The organism is Comamonas sp. (assembly GCF_009360615.1).
Taxonomy (GTDB): Bacteria; Pseudomonadota; Gammaproteobacteria; order Burkholderiales; family Burkholderiaceae_C; genus Comamonas.
Map to the genome: position 1 here is coordinate 1 of NZ_SPEY01000111.1, position 20,550 is coordinate 20,550.

Consider the following 20,550-nt stretch of genomic DNA (forward strand, 5'->3'; position numbering starts at 1 on the left):
ACATCTGATGCTGCTCAAGGCCTATGAAAAAGCCGAGCCTGCGACCATCACGCCGTTTCTCTACAGCCAGATTCCCTGCGCGCTGCTGGCAGGCTGGATGGTCTACGGCCATATCCCCGACCAATGGGCCGTGCTGGGCATGGTCGTCATTGCGCTGTGCGGAGCCGCGAGTGCCTGGCTCAGCATCAGGGAGACGAAATAGCGCGCCTGAATCCAACGGCCAGCGCCATAGAAAACAATCGCTGCCACCGCCTGCACCCATTGACCTTCAGATAGAAAGTCATCTGAAATCTATGAATACCAAGCGCTGCCAGCTATCGTTTTATGGACTTACTCGCCGCGCGGATCGCGCACCATCAGGTGCTGCACAGCTTCGGTGACCGGCATCCGCCCGTCCAGCAGCGCCACCACGGTTTCGGTGACCGGCATTTCCACGCCGACCTGGCGCGCCCGGGCAAGCACGGTACGGGCACTGTAGACGCCCTCGGCCACATGGCCCAGCGATGTCACGGCCTGCTCCAGGCTCTTGCCTTCGGCGAGCAACAGACCCACCTTGCGGTTGCGCGAGAGATCGCCGGTGGCGGTCAGCACCAGATCGCCGAGGCCGGACAGGCCCATGAAGGTCTCGGCCCGCGCGCCCAGCGCCACGCCCAGGCGCGTCATCTCGGCCAGGCCGCGCGTGACCAGGGCCGCGCGCGCGTTCAGCCCCAGCTGCAGGCCGTCGCAAAGACCCGTGGCAATGGCCAGCACATTCTTGACGGCTCCGCCGACTTCCACGCCCACGATGTCCTGATTGGCATAGACGCGCATGGCCTCGCCGTGAAAGGCCGACACCAGCAGCTCGCTCACGCCCTCATGGGCGCTGGCTGCCACCAGAGCCGTAGGCTGCTGGCGCGCCACCTCGGCCGCGAAGCTGGGGCCGCTGAGCGCACCGCTTTGCAGCTGCGGCGCCACCTGCTGGCAGACTTCATGCGCCATCAGCCCATAGCTGCCGGCCGGGGCATCGGCGGCCACGGCCTCGAAGCCCTTGCACAGCCAGACCACGGGTCGGTGGCAGTCCTTGAGCTGGCCCAGCCACTGGCGCAGCGCCGCCATGGGCGTGCCCAGCACGATCAGATCGGCATCTGCCACATGGGCCATCACATCGCCGCTGACCACCGCAAGGGCATCCGGAAAGCGGATGCCCGGCAGATAGCGGCTGTTGGCGCGCTCGGTCTGCATTCGCTGGGCCTGCGCCGGGTCTCGCGCCCAGAGACTGACGCGGCCCTGCTGCGGATGGGTGGCCGCGCTGATGGCCATGGCAGTACCCCAGGCGCCAGCGCCGATGACAAGAATTTTCATACCTGAATTTTGATAGCAGTTTGCGCACAACCCGCAAGAAAAAGAGGCCTCCAGGGCCTCTTTTTTGCCAGGCCGCCGATTCTTGCACATCGCAGGAATCGGCAACTGCCGTCCGCTTACTGGGGCAGCTGACCTTCGGCCTGTGCGGCGGCGGCTTGCTGCTGCTCGTACATGGCCTGGAAGTTGATTTCGGCCAGATGCACGGGAGGGAAGCCGGCACGGGTCACCACATCGGCCACATTGCCACGCAGATAGGGATAGATGATCTGGGGGCAGGCGATGCCGATCACACCGCCCATCTGGTCTTCCGGCACATTGCGGATTTCAAAGATGCCGGCCTGCTTGGCCTCGACCAGGAACACGGTCTTTTCCTGGATCTTGGTCTGAACCGTGGCAGTCACGGCCACTTCGTACACGCCTTCAGCCACGGGGGTGGCTTCCACGCCCAGTTGAATGTCCACGCTGGGCTGCTCCTGCTCCAGCAGGATGGCGGGAGAGTTGGGCTGTTCCAGGGACAGGTCCTTCAGATACACGCGCTGGATCTGGAACACGGGGCTGTTGTCTTGTTCGGCCATGATGAGCTTGGTCTTTCAGAAAAATCTTGAGGGGGAAATGAAAATGCCTGCACGGAGAATCAGCACGCAGCTATCCTCACAGCAGGCATTTCCAAGAAAATAGCACTTTGCATTATGCAGTGAGCGCCAATGGCCGCATTCCGGCAGTCCGCACAAAGTGCGAATTCCTGTCGGAGGACAACATTGGCGCAGCCAATGCATCAGCCTTGCAGCAAAGGCATCAGTCCGCCCTTCGCATCCAGTGCCATCAGATCGTCGCAACCGCCCACATGGGTATCGCCGATGAAGATCTGCGGCACGGTACGGCGGCCGGTGGTCTGCATCATCTGCTCGCGGGCGGCGGTATCGAAATCGATGCGCACCTCCTCGATCTGCTCCACGCCCTTGGATTGGAGGATCTGTTTGGCACGAATGCAGTAGGGACACACGGCGGTGGTGTACATCTTCACGGCTTGCATGGGCAATTTCCTTGGTGTTTTTGCACTGCAGCATGCAGCGCTGCAATCATCGGTCTTCTCAATTGGAGCCGGATCAGGCTTTTTCAACCGGCAGGCCCGCATCGCGCCAGGCCTTCATGCCACCCGCCAATGCCTGGGCCTTCTCGTAACCCAGCTTCCTGGCCACGGCCTCGGCACGCGCGGCCCGGGCGCCCGTTGCGCACACCAGCACCACGGGCAGTTGCTTGTTCTTGACGGTGGAGGGCAGCTTTTCCTCCAGCTGGCTCAGAGGCAGATTCTTCGCACCGTTGACATGGCCGGCCGCAAACTCCTCAGGCTCGCAAACGTCCAGCACCACGGCTTTCTCGCGGTTGATCAGGTGCACCGCAGCCGCAGCCGACAGGGAACCGCCGGTCGCACCGCGCAGTGCGGGCAGCAGCAGCATCACACCCGAAGCCACGGCAATCAGGATCAAATACCAGTTATCGATGATGAATTTCACGTCATTCCTTGGGATGGCAAACCGAACGATTTTAGAGGCAGGCATGCACATGGGCTGCGGCAGCACGCCACAGGCCTGCAGTCCGCAAGCCCATCGCCACGGCTGACAAGGTGCACAACGCAAGTGCCTGCTCCGCGCAATCCCCGAAGAGCCCCACAGGAATTGCCAGCCGCCCGGGGCGCGCCCGGCCCGGCTTTCCTTGCCTCAAGCCCGGACAAAGCCCTGCCCCTAAAATGCACGCTTTTGACTTTGTGTCATTACTGCTTTGCTACTTTGAGAGAATCCATGTACAAGCTCGTTCTGATCCGCCACGGTGAATCCACCTGGAACCTTGAAAACCGCTTCACCGGCTGGACCGATGTGGATCTGACTGCCACAGGCGTCGAACAGGCCAAGAAGGCCGGCCAACTGCTCAGGGCAGAAGGCTACGACTTCGATGTGGCCTATACCAGCGTGCTCAAGCGCGCCATCCGCACCCTGTGGCACGTGCAGGACGAAATGGACCGCACCTGGCTGCCCGTGGTGCACAGCTGGCGCCTCAACGAACGCCACTATGGCGGCCTGCAGGGCCTGAACAAGGCCGATATGGCCAAGCAGTATGGCGACGAGCAAGTGCTGGTCTGGCGCCGCAGCTACGACGTCCCGCCTCCTGCCCTGGAAGCCACCGACCCGCGCAGCGAGCGCAGCGATGTGCGTTATGCCAAGCTGCAGCCCGAGCAGATCCCGCTGACCGAGTGCCTCAAGGACACGGTCGAGCGCGTCGTGCCGTTCTGGAACGAATCCATCGCCCCCGCCATCAAGGCCGGCAAGCGCGTGGTGGTGGCCGCTCACGGCAACTCCATCCGCGCCCTGATCAAGTATCTGGACAATATCGCCGACGACAAGATCGTGGGCGTGAACGTGCCCAACGGCATTCCTCTGGTCTATGAGCTCGACGCCGATCTCAAGCCCATCCGCCACTACTACCTGGGCGATGCCGAAGCCGCCGCCAAGGCCGCAGCGGCAGTCGCGGCCCAGGGCAAGGCCTGAGACCTTTCACCACCCCGGTTCGGACCGCTGATGCAGCCTGAACCGGGCTGACACCGCAAGAGGCTCATGGAACCTCGTGGGCCTTCTGCCGTCGAAGGTGTATATTGCGAATGGTTTAAGGGGTGCTATGGGTCAAAAAATCAAAATTGCAGGCTGGATCTCTGTGGGCGTGGTCGCCGGTGCGTTGACCACCGTATCCCTGCAGACGCTGGCCCGCGGGGGTGTGACACCTCTGCCACTTGAAGAAATCCAGCAGTTGTCGGCCGTCTTCGGCCTGATCAAGACCGATTATGTGGAGCAGGTCAGCGACAAGAAGCTGATCACCGATGCCATCTCCGGCATGGTCTCCAGCCTGGACCCGCACTCCCAGTACTTCGACAAGAAGACCTACAAAGAATTCAAGGAAGGCACTTCCGGCAAGTTCGTGGGGGTCGGCATCGAGATCACCATGGAAGACGGGCTGATCAAGATCGTCTCCCCCATCGAAGGCTCGCCCGCTTTCCGTGCCGGCCTCAAGACCGGCGACCTGATCACCAAGATCGACGACACGGCCGTCAAGGGCCTGACGCTCAATGACGCCGTCAAGCGCATGCGTGGCGAACCCAACACCAAGGTGCGCCTGAACATCCTGCGCAAGGATGAAAGCCGCAGCTTCCCCGTCACCATCACCCGCGAAGAGATCAAGACCCAGTCCGTCAAGGGCAAGGTGGTCGAACCCGGCTACGCCTGGATTCGCCTGAGTCAGTTCCAGGAACGCACCGTGGACGACTTTGTGCGCAAAGTCGAGGAAATCTACAAGCAGGAGCCCAATCTCAAGGGCCTGGTGCTTGACCTGCGCAACGATCCCGGCGGGCTGCTGGATGCGGCCGTCGCCATCTCGGCCGCATTCCTGCCGCCCGATGTGCCCGTGGTGTCCACCAACGGCCAGCTGGCTGAAAGCAAGGCCGTCTACAAGGCCTCGCCCGAGTTCTATGCCCAACGCGGCTTTGGCGATCCCTTGCAGCGCCTGCCTGCAGCCCTGAAAAAGCTGCCCCTGGTGGTTCTGGTCAACGAAGGCTCGGCCTCTGCCAGCGAAATCGTGGCCGGCGCACTCCAGGATCACAAGCGTGCCACCGTCATGGGCAGCCAGTCCTTCGGCAAGGGATCGGTGCAGACCGTGCGTCCTCTGGGCCCCGATACAGCTCTCAAGCTGACGACGGCACGCTACTACACGCCCAGTGGCAAATCCATACAGGCCAAGGGCATCGTGCCCGACGTGATGGTGGATGAGACGGCAGACGGCGACCTGTTTGCCGCACTGGGCATGCGCGAAGCAGACCTGGAGAAGCACCTGTCCAGCGGACAGGGCACCGAAGTCAAGAACGAAGCTCTGGAAAAAGCGCGTGAGGAAGCCCGCAAACGCCTGGAAGAGGAAGCCAAGAAGCCCGCAGCCGAACGCCGTCTGCCCGAGTTCGGCTCGGACAAGGACTTCCAGCTGCAACAGGCACTCAACAAGCTCAAGGGCCAGCCCGTCAAGGTCAGCAAGACCCTGACCGAGCGCAAGGCCGAAGAAAAGCCCGGGGATGCGACGGCTGCCGACAAAAAGCCCTCCGACAAGAAAGCCCCCGAAAAGGGTGACTCCGACAAGAGCAGAAAATAAGCACCGGGTTGTCAGACCCGCTCAAAATCAGCCGGGCTTGCCCGGCTTTTTTCTTGGAACCATGGACGCAAACCGATGAATGACGATCAATTGCTGCGCTATTCCCGTCACATCATGCTCGACGAAATCGGCATCGAAGGCCAGGAACGCATTCTCTCAACGCATGCCGTGATCATCGGTGCCGGCGGCTTGGGCTCGCCTGCCGCACTCTATCTGGGCTCCGCAGGTGTGGGCCGCATCACCATCGTCGACAACGACGTCGTGGACATGACCAATCTGCAGCGCCAGATTGCCCACACGACCGAGCGCATAGGCATGCCCAAGGTGGAATCGATTCGCACCGCCGTGCATGCCATCAATCCCGGCATCGAAATGCGCTGCATCCAGCAGCGTGCGACCGACAGCCTGCTTGATGAGCTGCTGCCCGAGGCCAGCATCGTGCTGGACTGCACCGACAACTACAGGACCCGCCAGGCCATCAATGCGGCCTGCGTGCGCCATCGCGTGCCCCTGATCGAAGGTGCGGCCATCCGCGTCGATGGCCAGCTGATGGTCATTGACCCGCGCAACCCCGACAGTCCCTGCTATGCATGCGTCTTTCCGCCAGAGGCGGAATTCGAAGAGGTCCAGTGCGCGACCATGGGCGTCTTTGCCCCCCTGGTCGGACTGATCGGAACCCAGCAGGCGGCGGAGGCGCTGAAGCTGATTGTCGGTTTCGGCCGATCTTCTGTCGGACAACTTCAAATGCTTGATGCACGTTCCATGGAGTGGAGTAGGATGAAAATTGCTAGGGTTAAAACCTGTGATATCTGCGGAACGCCAAGCACAAATCACGAAAAACATCAATACAATGATTTTTCATAGGCCGTCACCGATTGCCCATACCGAGAACTGACCAACTCTCACAGCTTGATCCATGGCACCTACCTCAACTTGCTACCGTCGTGAAACTGCGTACCTTTTTTGTTGAAGACAACCCCACGATTCGCGACAACCTGATTGCGACGATGGCGGAGCTTGCCGATGTGGAAGCAGTGGGGGTGGCCGAGACCGAAGCCGATGCCGTACGCTGGCTCAGCCACAATCCGGATGCCTGGGACCTTGTGATCGTGGACCTGTTCCTGCGAGAAGGCAGCGGTCTTGGCATTGTCACCAGCTTCCAGCACCGATCGCGGCAGAAAAAGCTGCTGGTACTGAGCAATTATGCAACTGCCGACATCCGGCAACGTTGCCTGGAACTCAATGCGGATGCCGTATTTGACAAGTCCAATGAGATCGATGCGCTAATCGATTTCTGTATGGATCTGAATACCAGCAATTCCTGATATTAACAAAAAGTAAAAAAGGCTTGAAACCTTCAAGCCTTTTCTTATTGCAGCCCCATTAATCGATCAGGCGGTTTTTCAACGCATAGTAGGTCAGATCACTATTCGAGGAAAGACCCATTTTCTCCATGAGCCTGGTCCGGTAAGTGCTCACTGTTTTCACGCTCAAGGAAAGCGATTTCGCAATATCCCCGGCAGTCTCGCCGCGCGCGAGCTTCAGAAACACCTGAAACTCACGCTCCGACAATTGCTCATGTGCGGGCACATCATCCTTGCGGTTGAGCTGCTGAGCCAGAAGGTCGGCCACCGCCGGTGTCAGATAGCGTCTGCCGAGGGCCACGGTGCGGATGGCCTCGGCAATATCCTGAGGATCGCACTCCTTGTTGAGATATCCGCTGGCTCCCTGACGAATCAGGTTGATGGCGTAATGCTCCTCAGGGTATCCACTCAGTATCAGGATCCCCATATCGGGCGCCTTGGCCCTGAGCATGGCCAGGGCATCGATGCCGCTTTGCCCGGGCATGGACAAGTCCATCAGCAACACGTCGATTTCATGTTCCCGGACCAAGTCAATGGCTTCCCGTCCATTGCCGGCCTCTCCCACGACCCTCAGGTCCACATGCTCCGACAGGAATTGGCGTAATCCCGAGCGGACGATCGCATGGTCATCCACTATGCCTACTTTTATCATGAACACCTCTTTTCATGAAACCGCGCTCGTCTCCAGGGCGCATAACATTTTAAGACCCGCACTATGATGTCAGACGTTGACGCTACGGTTACGCAGAATATCAGGTAATTGCCTTGTCGGTGAGAGGATGTAGATGCGCTGGACCCATATCCGCAAAATTGCAGTCAGTTTGACGATCGCAGTCATTGCGGCAGTCTTAATGGTTAGCATTAATGAGGCAGGCTATAAGCGCTCCTTGCAGGCCCTGGACACTCTCACCAGGACACAAAGCACCCGGGCCAAGCTCAGCTTGCTGATGCAGCAGATGCTGGATGCGGAAACCGGTCTGCGCGGCTACCTGCTGACGGGCGAGGAGCGCTATCTCGAGCCCTACAACTCCGCCTCCGCCGCCATCAGCAGCAGCATGGACGAACTGCGCAACATCTTCATCATGGACCCCAAGGAGCTGGCCACCTTCACGCCGCTGGCCCGCCAGGTCGAACGCAAAACCAGCGAGATGGAGCTGAGCCTGCGCCTGTATCGCCAGGGCAACGACGAAGCATGGCGCTTCGTGATGTTCACCGATGTGGGCATGGAAAACATGGATGCCATACGGGGCCACATCAAGACCCTGATGGAGAGCATCGACCAGCGCGTCAAGTCCAATCTCGCGGATATCGAACAGACGCTGGGGCTGTCGCGCCTGGGGATTGCGACCGTGACGGCACTCGGAATTCTGGGATTCTTCATGTACCTGAGACAGGCCAATGCCCTGCAGCACTCTCATCAGCGCGAGCAGGAGATCCAGCGCGACGAACGCAATCGCCTGGAGGAGGTGGTGCGCGACCGCACGGCGGCACTGACCGAACTGGCGACCCATTTGCAGCAGGTACGTGAAGATGAGCGCGCGCACCTGGCACGTGAGCTGCATGATGAACTGGGCTCGCTGCTGACCGCAGCCAAGCTCGATGTTGCGCGGCTCAAGTCCAAGATCGACACCTCGGCACCCGAGGTCTCGGAACGCGTCACCCATCTGATCGAGACCCTCAACAGCGGCATTGCACTCAAGCGCCGCATCATCGAGGACCTTCGCCCCTCGTCGCTGTCCAACCTGGGCCTGACCACCGCCCTGGAAATCCTGACCCGGGAGTTCGGCGATCGCAGCAACATCGAGGTGGAATGCAGTCTGGAGCAGGTCGATCTGCCCGAGTCCACGCAGCTGACGGTCTATCGCGTCGTGCAGGAGTCCCTCACCAATATCGGGAAGTACGCCAGGGCCAGCCATGTCATTGTCACGGTACACAACTACCCGACCTATGTGGCCGTGCAGATTCAGGACGATGGTCAGGGGTTCGAGCCGGCCAGCATGCGCCCCAACTCCCACGGTCTGGCAGGCATGAAGCACCGCGTCGAAGCCGTGGGCGGCAGGCTCACCGTGGCCTCGCAGCCCGGCAAGGGCACCACCATTTCGGCGGTCATTCCCCTGAGCGCCGCCAATGCCTGAAACCGGGTCGCATCGACCGCGCAAGTCGATGCCGTCCTACACGGCTGTCTCTCAATACCCCGACCCAGGGGCCAGAAGCTCACCGTCAGGCCCGGGCTGCCCAGTTCTCTAAAGTCAACGCATGGCCGCACAGCAAAGGTTGTCGGTCTGCATTCGAAAGGAGAAAACCATGTTGCACTACGCCATTGTCTTTCTGGTGATTGCCTTGATCGCTGCAGTGTTCGGTTTCGGCGGTATTGCTGCAAGCGCCGTCGGCATTGCCAAGATCCTGTTCTTTGTGTTCCTGGTCATGGCCGTCATCACCTTCCTGATGGGCCTGGTAAAGAAATAGCCACGCACCGAATGTGTAGAACTTTGTTCTTTCACATTGCACAAACCACTGGTATTCGCCATGATCACCCTCAACTCCTGCCTGCACAAGGCGGAGTTACGCAGACTGGCGTTACTGCACGCCGTCACGAAAATTTCTAGATTTCAGGGAGTTCCAAACAATGAGCCAAGCCGTAAAAGACGCCAAGGACACGGTTGAAGATCTCAAGGGCGCCGCCAAGGATGTGGCTGCTGACGTCAAGGACGCGGCAAAGCATACCGCCCAAACTGCCCAGAATGCTGCACACAAGATGGCAGATGCAGCGGACGATGCCGTGGACTCCGGCAAGCAGGCAGCCCAGAAAATGGTGAATGAAGCAAGGGATGTGGCGGAGGACATCGCCGACAAGGTTCAGGATACCGCTCGCCGCGCACGCCGCACGGCCTCCGAGGCCATCGACTCCACCGGGCGCCACATGCGCAATCTGGACGACAGCGAAAATCCGCTGATCGACAATCTGGCCAACCGCGCCCAGGATCTGGCCGAGCGCAGCATCAACTTCTGGGCGGACAGCTCGCATCGCGCTCGCCGCCAGTTCAACACCGCAGCGGATGCAACCACCAAGTATGTGACCGAGCAGCCCGGTCGTTCCGTGCTGATCGCCGCCGCCACCGGCGCGGCTCTGGCGACGGCATTCTTTCTCGGCCGCTCGCGCAGGAAGTGACTCTCGGCCGCTTTTCGCAGGCGTTCTTTGCGCCGTTTCAAAACCAAGGGAGAACCATATGAAGAATCTGACTCGTGCTTTGGCTTTCAGTCTGGTTGCTGCGACGACCGTCCTGGCGACCACCGCGTGTTCGGTGGCCCGTGACCAGCAGACTGTGGGTTCCTATGTGGACGACGCCGGCATCACCACTGCGGTGAAGGCCAAGATGGCCGAAGACAAGGCCGTCTCGGCAACCGCCATCAGCGTGGAAACCATGAACGGCACCGTGCAGCTGTCGGGCTTTGCCAAATCCGAAGCAGAAAAAGCGCGTGCCGGCGAAATCGCCCGCACGACCAAGCATGTGCGCGAAGTGCGCAACAGCATTGTGGTCAGGCCATGATGATGGACACCTGAAGCAGGCTCCGTCTGAGGGCCATGCGTCCCACCTCGAAGCCAGCGTTGACGCTGGCTTTGTTTTTTCCTACACCCGGGCGACCGTCTTCGCCATTAAAGTGTCCGCATGCAAGTTTTCCAATGCGAGGCCTGCGGCCATCTGATCTATTTCGAAAGCCTGCAATGCGTGCATTGCGGTGCCAGCCAGGCTTTTCTGCCCGACCAGCTGCGCGTCGGGATTCTGCCGCCAACCGGCCCCGACGCCCGCTACCGCCCCTGCGCCCACCGCCACGACATCAGCCTGTGCAATTTTGCGATCGAGGCTTCGGACCCACAGCCGTTGTGCGTTTCCTGCCGCCAGACGGAATGGCTGCCCGACGATAGCGATCCTGCCAACCAAATGCGCTGGGCCAAGATCGAGGTCGCCAAGCGACGGCTGTTCTACACCCTGGCCAGACTAGGCCTGGTGGACCCGCATGGGCATCGCATGGCCGAGCCTCGCTTTTCCCTGCTTGCAGACCTGCCCGGTCAGAACCCCGTGATGACCGGCCATGCCAGCGGCATGATTACGCTCAATGTGGTCGAGGCCGACGACGACGAGCGCACCAAGCGCCGCCAGGCCCTGCACGAGCCTTATCGCACACTGATAGGACATCTGCGCCATGAATCAGGCCACTTCTACTGGGATCAGCTGATCGCCAACAGCGCGCATCTGGAACGCTTCAGAGCATTGTTTGGCCATGAGAATCAGGATTATGCGCTGGCACTGCAGCGCTACTATGACAAGGACCCGCTGGACAACCGCTGGCGCAGCCAGTTCATCAGCGCCTATGCCACGGCGCATCCCTGGGAGGACTGGGCGGAAACCTGGGCCCATTACCTGCACATGGTGGACCTGCTGGAGACCGCAGCCAGCTACGGGACCTGCATTACCGTTCCGGACATCCCCAGCGCGGGCCAGCAGCGCATCGTGAATCCGCTGGGGCCGTTACCGCCCGACTTTGCAGTGATGCAATCCCAGTGGGTGCCGCTCACACTCCTGCACAACAGCCTCAATCGCAGCCTCGGCCATGGCGACGCCTACCCTTTCGCGATTTCCGGCCCTGCCTGGGACAAGCTGCGCTTCGTCCATGAGACCATCAGCAGCTACCGCGGCGGGCTGACGGGCCGCAGAGACTGATGACTCAGGCATTGCGGCCGACCTTGGCCATCAGTCGTGCATGCACGCCCTTGGAGACGAACTTGTCCACATCGCCATTGAGCGTGGCAATCTCGCGCACAAAGGTGGAGCTGATGAACTGATAGCGATCGCTGGGCGTGAGGAACACGGTTTCCACTTCGGGCATCAGCGTGCGGTTCATGCCGGCAAGCTGGAACTCATAGTCAAAGTCCGTCACCGCGCGCAGGCCGCGCACCATGGCCTTGGCGCCACGTGCGAGCACAAAATGCGCCAGCAGCCCGTCAAAGCTCTCCACCTGTACCTGCGGATAATTGGCGCAGGCCTCGCGCACCATGGCAATGCGCTCCTCCAGCGAAAACAGCGTCTTTTTGTGATGACCTGCCGCCACCGCCACGATGACCTTGCCAAACAGCTGTGCAGCCCGGCGCACCACATCTTCATGCCCCAGCGTGATCGGGTCAAAGGTTCCGGGGTAAACAGCAATCAGGTCCTGGCTCATGGCGTATCTCTCTCCTGCGGGTCTTGATGAGGGTGAGGGCTGCTGCAGTGCAGCGTGAAGAGATTATGCATTCAGGCCTGCGAAGCGCTGCCCCATGCAAAAAAGAGCTGCTCGCGCCTCTGCCCGAAGCGCCAGCAGCTCCCGGTTCGGAAGACAATTGCTACTGTTTCTTCAGCAGATGCGCATGGACGGCGCCGGCCTTCAGATAGCGGTGCAACTCCAGCCCCATTTCCAGCAGGCGATCCTCGACCCAGGCTTCTGGGGCTTCCAGATAAATGAAGCCGCCTTCATTCAGGGCCGCCGTGGCGGCCTTGAGCGCGGGCTCGAACAGCTCGGCCTGCCCGAATGGGGGGTCCAGAAAAATCAGATCCTGCCCCGCCACGGTCTTCAGGCAGCTCAGTGCATCGCCGCGCTGCACCTTGACCATCCTGGCATCGAGCTTTTGCTGAAGACGCTGCAGCTGCTGCACCAGGGCGGCATCCTGCTCGTTCATGATGACGCTGCTGGCACCGCGCGATGCGGCCTCGAAACCCAGTGCCCCCGTGCCCGCGAAGGCATCGATGCATTTCCAGTTGCTCAGGTCCTGGCCCAGCCAGTTGAACAGGGTCTCGCGCACGCGATCGGGCGTGGGCCGCAGCCCGGGCTTCTGCGCCACGGCCAGACGCGTGCGGCGCCATTGCCCGCCGATGATGCGGATTTCACCAGCCCCGGTGGCCGCCGGCTTGGCGGCGGCAGGCTGGGCAGCCTTGGCTCCGGGACGGGCCGGGCGGCTGGCCGCCAGCTCCTGCGCCTTGCGCTCGGACTCGTGAATCATCTTGTCCAGCGCCTTGCGGCCTGCGGGGGTGTGTAGCTTGATGGCACTGCGGCTCATGGCTTGGCTCCGAGAGTGATGGTGACCATGCGCTCGGGCTGAACCATGCGCTGCATCGCCTCCTTCACGTCCCTGGTGGTCAGAGCCTGAACGCGATCGGTCCAGTGCTCCAGATAATCGAGCGGCAGGCCATTCCAGGCGATGTTGGCCACGTTGCCCAGCAGCTTGCGGTTGCTGTCGATGCGCAGGGCGAAGCCGCCGATCAGATTGTCCTTGGCTGCCTTGAGTTCCTTGTCGGTCGGCCCCTCGGCAATGAATTTGCGCAGCACGTCCTGAGAGACCTTGAGCGCCTCGGCCGCCTGATCGGGTCGGGTCTGCAGGCCGATGATGAACGCGCCGCGATCGAGTCCCGGCGAGAAGTCGCTGGAGACCCCGTAGGTCAGCCCCCGCTTTTCACGCACCTCCTCCATCAACCGGGAGGTGAAGCCGCCCCCGCCCAGAATATGGTTGCCCACCATCACGGCCAGAAAGTCGGGGTTGTTGCGCGCAATGCCGGGCTGGCCGATGAGCACCTGGGCCTGGGCCGACTCGAACGGGATGTTCTCGACCTTGGCTTGCTCCAGGTCCTGAACCTTGCTCACGGCAGGCAACGGCGGGCAGTCGTTGCCATTGGTGGCCTGCAGCGGCCCCAGCAACTGCTTGACCATGGCATCGGCCTGCTGGCGATTGACCGCTCCCACCACGCTGACCTTGGCGCGGCAGGCTGCAATCAGCTTGCGGTGGAAATCCTGCATGGCAGAGATATCGATCCGGCCCAGGCTGTCGACCGTGGTCTGATAGCCGTAGGGCGCACTACCGAACACGGCCTTGCGGAAGGCCTTGGAGGCCACGGTGCCGGGACGGGTGTCGGCTTCCCTGATGGAGGCACTCCAGCGCTCGCGGTCACGCTGCCACACGGCCTCGGGCCAACTGGGAGACGCGATCTGGCGCGCCGCCAGGGCCACGGCTTTTTGCTGCAGCTTGGGCACGGTCAGGGTGCGCAGGCCGAAACTGAAGCTGTCGCGCCCCGCGCTGGCGCCAAAGCTGGCTCCCAGATCGGCCCAGGCCTGGCCCAGGCCGTTCTCATCCAGCGCAGGCGCATCGCCCGCCGCCTTGATGCCCTTGGAAGACATCATCGCAACGGCCGCCGCCAGGCCCTGCTTGTCCTCGGGGTCACGGCGGCTGCCGGCGTCAAAATCCACCTGCACATCCACCATGGGAATGCCGGGACTTTGCACCAGCCACACCTGGGCACCGCTGGGCTGGGTCCAGTGCTCTATCGGCAGCAAGGCCCATGCGGATTGGGTCAGAAAACCCATGCCAGCGCTCACCACAAAAGCACCAGCAGCTATCTTCTTCATAGTTTTCATGTGTTCAACCTCAGTTTTCCATGACGCCGCATCAGCGGGGGTTTGCCCCATGCGCGAGCAGCCCGGCAAGGGCCGTCGCGCTGCGAAGGCTGCGTCCCTCGACTGCAGCACGCAGCGCTGGAGAGAGGGCAAGGCGCGGGGCCGCCCAGGCAAAGCGGCTCAGGGGGTCTTGCATCTCAATGCACCGAACCGCCGGCCTCGGCCTTGCCGGACATGGGGCGCTGGGGCTTGGCGCCTGCGGGCAGCGGCTGGGGCACCAGGGTGCCGACCGTGAGCTGGTCGTCTCCGAAATACCTGGCGGCCACCGCCTTCACGTCATCGGAAGTGACTTTCTGCAGCTCGGCCAGCAGCTTGTCCTCGGCATCCAGCGGCATGTTCTGGATCCAGTAGTTGCCCAGGTTCTGGGCCTGGCCCATGACGGAATCGCGCTCATAGACGTTGGAGGCCATCCACTGCGTCTTGACGCGCTCCAGCTCGTCAGCCTGCACGCCCTCCTCGGCCACCTTCTTGATCTGGGCGCGCAAGGCGGCCTCCACATCGGCCACGGTCTTGCCCCGGGCCGGTACGCCGGTCAGCATGAACAGGCTGGGCCCGCGCCCCATGATGTTGGCCGAGCTGCCGGCGCTATCGGCCACACGGCCGTTGGCCTGACCTTCGCCCTGCACCAGGGCGCGCTCCAGGCGGGCCCCGTCATAGCCGTCCAGCACGGCGGACAGGACCAGCAGCGCCAGCGCATCCCTGTCCTCGGCCTGCAGCTTGTCCACGCTCTTCAGCGTGGGCGTGCGATAGGCCATGGCGATAAAGGCCTGCTCGGCCGGCTGCTTGACCTCGATGCGGCGCACGCCGATCTGCCGGGGTTCGGTCTGGGGCTTGCGCTGGGGCAGGGCGCGCGCGGGAATGCTGCCGTAATACTTCTCGGCCCAGGCACGCACCTGGTTGACATTCACATCCCCCACCACGACCACAGCGGCATTGGACGGCACATACCAGCGCTTGTGGAAGTCGCGCACATCGCCGGGCGTCATGGAGTCCAGATCGCTCATCCAGCCCACCACGGGGCGGCGATAGGGCGAGGCCATGAAGGTGGCCGCCATCAGTTGCTCCATCAGCATGGCGCGCGGCTGGTCGTCGGTGCGCATGCGGCGCTCTTCCTTGATGACCTCGATTTCCTTCTTGAATTCGGAGTCCGGCCACTGGTTGTTGGCAAAACGATCGGATTCCAGCTTCATCACGTCTTCCAGACGGTTGGACGGAATCTGCTGGTAATAGCCGGTGTAGTCACGCCAGGTGAACGCGTTTTCCTGGCCACCCAGCGCCGCCACGCGACGCGAGAAGTCTCCGGGCTTGACGCTTTTGGAGCCCTTGAACATCATGTGCTCCAGCGCATGGGCCACGCCCGTGGTGCCGTCGACCTCGTCCATGGAGCCCACACGTACCCAGACCATGTGCACGGCCGTGGGCGCGCGCCGGTCGGGCAGCACGATCAGCTGCATGCCGTTCTTCAGCGTGAACTGCTGCACTTGCGGCGCGGCCGCCGTGGCAGCAGCAGGCACAGGTTGCGACGATGCGCCCGGCGCAGCCAAGGCTGCCCCAGCGCTCAAACAGGCCATTAAGCCCAGTACAGGGAGTGCGCGTACATGTTTCATAGAATGATGCGATTCTAAAAACCCGCCAATGTTCAGTTTTTTCAAGAAAAAGCCCAGTTCACCCGATGCGGTGAACACCACGCCCGCTGCCGAGACAACCGCGGCGCCTGCGTCTGCGTCTGCTGCGCCAACCAGGCCCGCTCCACAGGATACGCCTGCTGCGCCTGCCGATAGTGGCAGCAGCGCCTGGTGGCGCAAGCCCTTTGGCGGCGGTGCGACCGCCAAGGCCGGCGAAGATCTGCCTGCCACTCAGGATTTTGTAGCCCCCCCCGAGCCTACCGCAAAGCCGCAAGCCCCGAATTCCCGTCAAGGCTGGATGGAACGCCTGAAAGCCGGTCTGCGCAAGACCGGCTCCGGCATCGCCACCGTCTTTACCGGCACGCAGATCGACGACCGGCTCTATGAAGAGCTGGAGGACGCGCTGCTGATGGCCGACACCGGCGTCAAGGCCACCCAGCATCTGCTGCAAGACCTGAAGCGCCGCGTCAAGGAAACCAAGACCACCGAGCCCGCAGCCGTCAAGGCGCTGCTGGCCGATGCGTTGACCGATTTGCTGAGGCCCCTGGAAAAACCGTTGACCATCGGCGAGCACACCCCGACCGTCATCATGGTGGCCGGCGTCAACGGTGCGGGCAAGACCACGTCCATCGGCAAGCTGACCAAGCATCTTGCCGACGGAGAGCAGTCCGTGCTGCTGGCCGCCGCCGACACCTTCCGCGCTGCCGCGCGCGAGCAGCTGGGCGTCTGGGCCAATCGCAACACCGTGGAAATCATCAGCCAGGACGGTGGCGACCCCGCCGCCGTGAGCTTCGATGCCGTCTCCGCCGGCAAGGCCCGCAAAAAGGATGTGGTGCTGGTCGATACGGCCGGACGCCTGCCTACGCAGCTGCATCTGATGGAAGAGCTCAAGAAGATCAAGCGCGTGGTGAGCAAGGCCGACGGCACGGCGCCGCACGAGGTGCTGCTGGTGATTGACGGCAACACCGGCCAGAACGCCCTGACCCAGGTGCGCGCCTTCGACGATGCACTGCAGCTCACGGGCCTGATCGTCACCAAGCTCGACGGCACGGCCAAGGGCGGCGTGCTGGCCGCGATTGCGCAGGAGCGCCCCGTGCCCGTCTACTTCATCGGCGTGGGCGAGAAGATCGAGGATCTGGAAACCTTCAGCGCACGCGAGTTCGCCCAGGCCCTGCTGTCCTGAAGCACAAGAACCATAGCTGCCAGCGATTTATCTATCGAGTTTTCAGATAGATTCAGCACTGAAACCCAATGAAGGAGCGCGCAAGGCGCTCCTTTTTTATTCAGACTTCAGAGCTGCACCTGCTGCTTGATCCACTTGGCATAGTCGTTCAGGCAGCGCTCGGTGCGCATGGTGATCTGGGGAACTTCATAGCTGTGATGGCTGCGCAGCAGCGCAGTCAGCCGTGGCAGTGCCTCGGGCAGGGTCTTGCAGGTCAGGCGCCATTCGGGAGCGGTCTGCAGCACGCCGTCCCACTCGTAATACGAGGTGATGCGCTCGGTCTGCACACAGGCCGCAGCCTTGGCCGCGACCAGCGCCCGCGCCATGTCCTCGGCCTCGGCCGAATGCCCAACGGTGGTCGTCACCACGCACAGCGTGGCCCAATGACTGTCCTGCGCGGACGCGGACTTGAGAGTGGCGGTCTGGGTAGATGTGGTGCTCATGCAGCCTAGTCTAGGCCCAAGACCGCCCTGCCCGCCACTGCCTTACGCCGGATACAGACCCAGCTGCTGCGCGCGCAGCCGCGTCAGCCCCAGCAGGGCATCGGTGAACGGCGTGCTCATGCCGCACATGGCACCCATCTCGCGCACGGCGCCCACCAGGGCGTCCAGCTCCACCGGCTTGCCGGCTTCCACATCCTGGAGCATGGAGGTCTTGAAGCCGCCCAGCTTGAGCGTGACCTGATGACGGTCCTGCGGGCTGTCGGCAATCGGCAGGCCGATGCGCGCGCCGATTTCCCGGGCCTCCAGCATCACGGCCGTGATGAAGTTGCGCACCAGCTCATCGCCCAGAATCCTGTCCGTGGTCGCGCCCGTGATCGCACTGACGGGGTTCATGGTCATATTGCCCCAGAGCTTGTACCAGGCGTCGCGCTGGATGTTGTCGCTGAGTCGGACCTCGATGCCGCCCGCGCGCAGCAGATCGGCCAGTGCCAGCAGGCGCGGCGTGGGCGCATCGCCGGGCAGGGCCGTTGGCTCGCCAACGATGAGGCTGTTGCCGAAATGCCGGCGCACCACGCCCGGCGCGTCGAGCGAGCAGCTGGCATGCACCACCGACCCGAGCACCTGCCCGGTAGGAATGGCGCGCGCAATCTCGCCCTGCGGATCCACGGCCTTGAGCTGCAGGCCGCGCAGGCCTGCATCCACGCCACCGGCCAGAAACCACCAGGGCACGCCGTTCATGGCGGTCAGCACCAGGGTCTGCGGGCCGATCAGCGGGGCAACGGCACGGGCCACATCGGGCATGGAGGGTGCCTTGACGGCAATCACTACCAGATCCTGCACGCCCAGGGCGGCCGGGTCCTGCTGCGCATTGACGGCCACGGTCTCGCGCTCCTCGCCATGCACCAGCGTCAGGCCGTTGTGCTGCAGCGCAGCCAGCGTCTGGCCCCGCGCCACGGCGCTCAGCTCGCAGCCGGCCCTGGCCAGCGCCACACCCAGCCAGCCGCCAATGGCGCCGGCACCGTAGATACAGACTCTCTTCAGGCTCATGCTCTTGTCTCTCCTGTCTTATAGAACTCTCAAAAACAGTAGCTGCCGGTGCTTTACCGTAAAGCATCTGAAGACCTTGCCCCTGGAAACCAGGCGAGATCTTCGCGGCCGCCGCTCATTGTTGATACGTTAACAGCAGTATCCACCCGCGCGACACTGAAGGCCGTTGACAGCTGGGCACCCCGCACTGCGCGCCAGGCCAGCTGCCCTGTTCATCGACATTTCAAGGACCGGCTCATGAGCTCCAACACCGCCGTCGTCAATCTCACAGCCCAGATCACGGCACTGGCCACCGCCTTGCGCATCGTGCTGGACGCCAGCCCCCAGGCTGCCCAGACACGCGAGCAACTGGCAGCCGCGCTGGACAAGACCATTCACGATGCGCTGGAAGAAGGGGTCTGGGACAACGCCGACGGTGTCAAGACCATCAGGGCGGCGCTGCTGGGCTGATCCCCACAGCGCCATGAAAAGCCGGGCCCAAGGCCCGGCAAAGAGAAGCAACAATCGACGATCTCGCTCAGACCAGCGCATCACGCCAGCGTATAGGCCGTCTTCACCGTGGTGTAGAACTCCTGGGCATAGCGCCCCTGCTCGCGCGGGCCGTAGCTGCTGCCCTTGCGACCGCCAAACGGCACGTGGTAGTCCACACCCGCCGTCGGCAGGTTGACCATGACCATGCCGGCCTGGCTGTGGCGCTTGAAGTGCGTGGCGTACTTGAGGCTGGTGGTGGCAATGCCCGCCGACAGGCCGAACGGCGTGTCGTTGGACAGGGCCAGGGCTTCTTCGTAATCCTTGGCGCGGAGCACGCTGACCACGGGGCCGAAGACTTCCTCGCGGTTGATGCGCATGCCGGCTTCCGTGTCCACGAACAGCGTGGGCGCCATGTAAAAGCCGTCCTTGCCGCTGCCCGTGTGGCAGGCCACGCGGCCTCCGCCAGCGGCCAGGCGGGCGCCTTCGGCCTTGGCGATTTCCACGTAGCCCAGGTCCTGCTCCAGCTGTGCCTGGCTGACCACGGGGCCCATGTCGGTGCCGGCGGCACGTGCGTCACCGACCTTGATTTGGGCCATGCGCGCCTGCAGGGCTTCGATGAAGGCCGGGTAGATCTTGTCGGTGACGATGAGGCGGCTCGATGCCGTGCAGCGCTGGCCCGTGGAGTAGAAGCCGCTTTGGGCCGACAGTTCCACGGCCTGGTTCAGGTCGGCATCGTCCAGCACGATCTGGGGGTTCTTGCCGCCCATTTCCAGCTGCACCTTCTTGCCGCTTTTGACGCAGGCTTCGGCAATGCCGCGGCCCACGCCGGTCGAGCCCGTGAAGCTGATGGCCGCCACGTCGGCGTGGTTGACCAGGGCCTCGCCGATCACCCGGCCCGGGCCCATGACCAGGTTGAAGACGCCGGCGGGAATGCCGCTGCGGTGGATGATGTCGGCCAGGGCCCAGGCGCTGCCGGGCACCAGGTCGGCGGGTTTCAGCACCACGCAGTTGCCAAAAGCCAGGGCCGGGGCGATCTTCCAGGCCGGGATGGCGATGGGGAAGTTCCAGGGCGTGATCAGGCCGACCACGCCGATGGGCTCGCGCGTGATTTCCACGGCTATGCCGGGGCGCACCGAAGGCACGGTCTCGCCCGTCAGGCGCAGGCATTCGCCGGCAAAGAACTTGAAGATCTGGCCGGCGCGGCCGACTTCGCCCATGGCTTCGGGCAGGGTCTTGCCTTCTTCGCGGGCCAGCAGCTCGCCCAGCTCCGCCTTGCGCGCCAGGATCTCCGTGCCGATCTTGTCCAGGGCGTCGGAGCGCGCCTGGATGCCCGAGGTGGACCAGGCCGGGAACGCGGCGGTGGCAGCGGCCACGGC

The 20,550-nt window shown here is 62.7% G+C and carries 23 protein-coding genes and 1 pseudogene; 12 read left to right on the top strand and 12 right to left on the bottom strand.

Going from position 1 to position 20,550, the window contains the following annotated elements; genetic code table 11:
- Positions 1–202: pseudogene (locus E2583_RS23095) on the top strand (EamA/RhaT family transporter); the annotation flags it as partial.
- A gap of 128 nt (positions 203–330) precedes the next feature.
- On the opposite strand, the gene E2583_RS23100 reads toward E2583_RS23095, so the two are convergent.
- The 4 genes from E2583_RS23100 to E2583_RS23115 form a co-directional block, all read right to left on the bottom strand.
- Positions 331–1,341, bottom strand: coding sequence for an NAD(P)H-dependent glycerol-3-phosphate dehydrogenase (locus tag E2583_RS23100; RefSeq protein ID WP_291599056.1), 1,011 nt, complete (start codon positions 1,339–1,341; stop codon positions 331–333).
- A gap of 116 nt (positions 1,342–1,457) precedes the next feature.
- Positions 1,458–1,916, bottom strand: a complete 459-nt coding sequence (gene secB / locus E2583_RS23105) for a protein-export chaperone SecB (RefSeq protein ID WP_291599058.1) — start codon at positions 1,914–1,916, stop codon at positions 1,458–1,460.
- A 200-nt stretch (positions 1,917–2,116) separates the two neighbouring features.
- On the bottom strand, positions 2,117–2,374 hold the full coding sequence (gene grxC, locus E2583_RS23110; RefSeq protein ID WP_291599059.1) for a glutaredoxin 3: 258 nt from the start codon (positions 2,372–2,374) through the stop codon (positions 2,117–2,119).
- A 73-nt stretch (positions 2,375–2,447) separates the two neighbouring features.
- On the bottom strand, positions 2,448–2,855 hold the full coding sequence (locus E2583_RS23115; RefSeq protein WP_291599061.1) for a rhodanese-like domain-containing protein: 408 nt from the start codon (positions 2,853–2,855) through the stop codon (positions 2,448–2,450).
- 285 nt (positions 2,856–3,140) lie between these two features.
- Between E2583_RS23115 and gpmA the strand changes: the two genes are divergently transcribed.
- The 4 genes from gpmA (at position 3,141) to E2583_RS23135 (ending at position 6,848) form a co-directional block, all read left to right on the top strand.
- Positions 3,141–3,884: a 2,3-diphosphoglycerate-dependent phosphoglycerate mutase gene (gene gpmA / locus E2583_RS23120; RefSeq protein WP_291599063.1), complete on the top strand. Its 744-nt coding sequence runs from the start codon at positions 3,141–3,143 to the stop codon at positions 3,882–3,884.
- 127 nt (positions 3,885–4,011) lie between these two features.
- Entirely contained in the window at positions 4,012–5,523 is a 1,512-nt protein-coding gene (locus tag E2583_RS23125; RefSeq protein WP_291599065.1) for a S41 family peptidase, read from the top strand.
- A gap of 75 nt (positions 5,524–5,598) precedes the next feature.
- Positions 5,599–6,387 carry a HesA/MoeB/ThiF family protein gene (locus E2583_RS23130; RefSeq protein ID WP_291599067.1) on the top strand — a complete coding sequence of 263 codons (789 nt, stop codon included), beginning with the start codon at positions 5,599–5,601 and terminating at the stop codon, positions 6,385–6,387.
- An 80-nt stretch (positions 6,388–6,467) separates the two neighbouring features.
- On the top strand, positions 6,468–6,848 hold the full coding sequence (locus E2583_RS23135; RefSeq protein ID WP_291599070.1) for a response regulator: 381 nt from the start codon (positions 6,468–6,470) through the stop codon (positions 6,846–6,848).
- Between the two features lie 58 nt (positions 6,849–6,906).
- Here E2583_RS23135 and E2583_RS23140 read toward each other — a convergent pair whose 3' ends face one another.
- The gene (locus E2583_RS23140) at positions 6,907–7,539 is read right to left on the bottom strand and encodes a response regulator transcription factor (RefSeq protein ID WP_003051886.1); all 633 of its coding nucleotides are present in this window, start codon (positions 7,537–7,539) and stop codon (positions 6,907–6,909) included.
- A gap of 133 nt (positions 7,540–7,672) precedes the next feature.
- Between E2583_RS23140 and E2583_RS23145 the strand changes: the two genes are divergently transcribed.
- The 5 genes from E2583_RS23145 (at position 7,673) to E2583_RS23165 (ending at position 11,608) form a co-directional block, all read left to right on the top strand.
- Positions 7,673–9,022 carry a CHASE3 domain-containing protein gene (locus tag E2583_RS23145; protein WP_291599076.1) on the top strand — a complete coding sequence of 450 codons (1,350 nt, stop codon included), beginning with the start codon at positions 7,673–7,675 and terminating at the stop codon, positions 9,020–9,022.
- Positions 9,023–9,191: 169 nt separating this feature from the next.
- Positions 9,192–9,353 (top strand): DUF1328 domain-containing protein, encoded by a 162-nt coding sequence (locus E2583_RS23150; protein ID WP_003051882.1) that lies wholly within the window; start codon positions 9,192–9,194, stop codon positions 9,351–9,353.
- Positions 9,354–9,513: 160 nt separating this feature from the next.
- Complete coding sequence (locus tag E2583_RS23155; protein ID WP_367158614.1) at positions 9,514–10,056, top strand: hypothetical protein; 543 nt, start codon at positions 9,514–9,516, stop codon at positions 10,054–10,056.
- A 58-nt stretch (positions 10,057–10,114) separates the two neighbouring features.
- Positions 10,115–10,435, top strand: coding sequence for a BON domain-containing protein (locus E2583_RS23160; RefSeq protein ID WP_291599079.1), 321 nt, complete (start codon positions 10,115–10,117; stop codon positions 10,433–10,435).
- A gap of 120 nt (positions 10,436–10,555) precedes the next feature.
- Positions 10,556–11,608: a putative zinc-binding metallopeptidase gene (locus E2583_RS23165; RefSeq protein ID WP_291599081.1), complete on the top strand. Its 1,053-nt coding sequence runs from the start codon at positions 10,556–10,558 to the stop codon at positions 11,606–11,608.
- Positions 11,609–11,612: 4 nt separating this feature from the next.
- On the opposite strand, the gene coaD is transcribed toward E2583_RS23165, so the two are convergent.
- The 4 genes from coaD to E2583_RS23185 form a co-directional block, all read right to left on the bottom strand.
- The gene (gene coaD, locus E2583_RS23170; RefSeq protein ID WP_291599083.1) at positions 11,613–12,107 is read right to left on the bottom strand and encodes a pantetheine-phosphate adenylyltransferase; all 495 of its coding nucleotides are present in this window, start codon (positions 12,105–12,107) and stop codon (positions 11,613–11,615) included.
- A 160-nt stretch (positions 12,108–12,267) separates the two neighbouring features.
- Entirely contained in the window at positions 12,268–12,978 is a 711-nt protein-coding gene (rsmD, locus tag E2583_RS23175) for a 16S rRNA (guanine(966)-N(2))-methyltransferase RsmD (protein ID WP_291599085.1), read from the bottom strand.
- Positions 12,975–14,327, bottom strand: a complete 1,353-nt coding sequence (locus E2583_RS23180; RefSeq protein ID WP_291599087.1) for a pitrilysin family protein — start codon at positions 14,325–14,327, stop codon at positions 12,975–12,977. Before E2583_RS23180 ends, rsmD begins: the two co-directional genes overlap by 4 nt.
- Positions 14,328–14,503: 176 nt before the next feature.
- On the bottom strand, positions 14,504–15,937 hold the full coding sequence (locus E2583_RS23185) for a pitrilysin family protein (protein ID WP_291599100.1): 1,434 nt from the start codon (positions 15,935–15,937) through the stop codon (positions 14,504–14,506).
- Between the two features lie 64 nt (positions 15,938–16,001).
- Here E2583_RS23185 and ftsY point away from each other — a divergent pair, with 64 nt between their 5' ends.
- On the top strand, positions 16,002–17,174 hold the full coding sequence (gene ftsY, locus E2583_RS23190; RefSeq protein WP_291599089.1) for a signal recognition particle-docking protein FtsY: 1,173 nt from the start codon (positions 16,002–16,004) through the stop codon (positions 17,172–17,174).
- 107 nt (positions 17,175–17,281) lie between these two features.
- Here the strand turns inward: ftsY and cutA are convergent, their stop codons facing one another.
- Positions 17,282–17,656, bottom strand: coding sequence for a divalent-cation tolerance protein CutA (gene cutA, locus E2583_RS23195; RefSeq protein ID WP_043374920.1), 375 nt, complete (start codon positions 17,654–17,656; stop codon positions 17,282–17,284).
- 42 nt (positions 17,657–17,698) lie between these two features.
- Entirely contained in the window at positions 17,699–18,703 is a 1,005-nt protein-coding gene (locus tag E2583_RS23200) for a 2-dehydropantoate 2-reductase (RefSeq protein ID WP_291599092.1), read from the bottom strand.
- A gap of 237 nt (positions 18,704–18,940) precedes the next feature.
- On the opposite strand from E2583_RS23200, the gene E2583_RS23205 reads away from it, so the two are divergent.
- Positions 18,941–19,153, top strand: coding sequence for a hypothetical protein (locus tag E2583_RS23205; RefSeq protein ID WP_043006220.1), 213 nt, complete (start codon positions 18,941–18,943; stop codon positions 19,151–19,153).
- Between the two features lie 80 nt (positions 19,154–19,233).
- Here E2583_RS23205 and E2583_RS23210 read toward each other — a convergent pair.
- Positions 19,234–20,550 (bottom strand): aldehyde dehydrogenase family protein (locus E2583_RS23210; protein WP_291599096.1); only part of this gene is annotated, 1,317 nt, incomplete at its 5' end.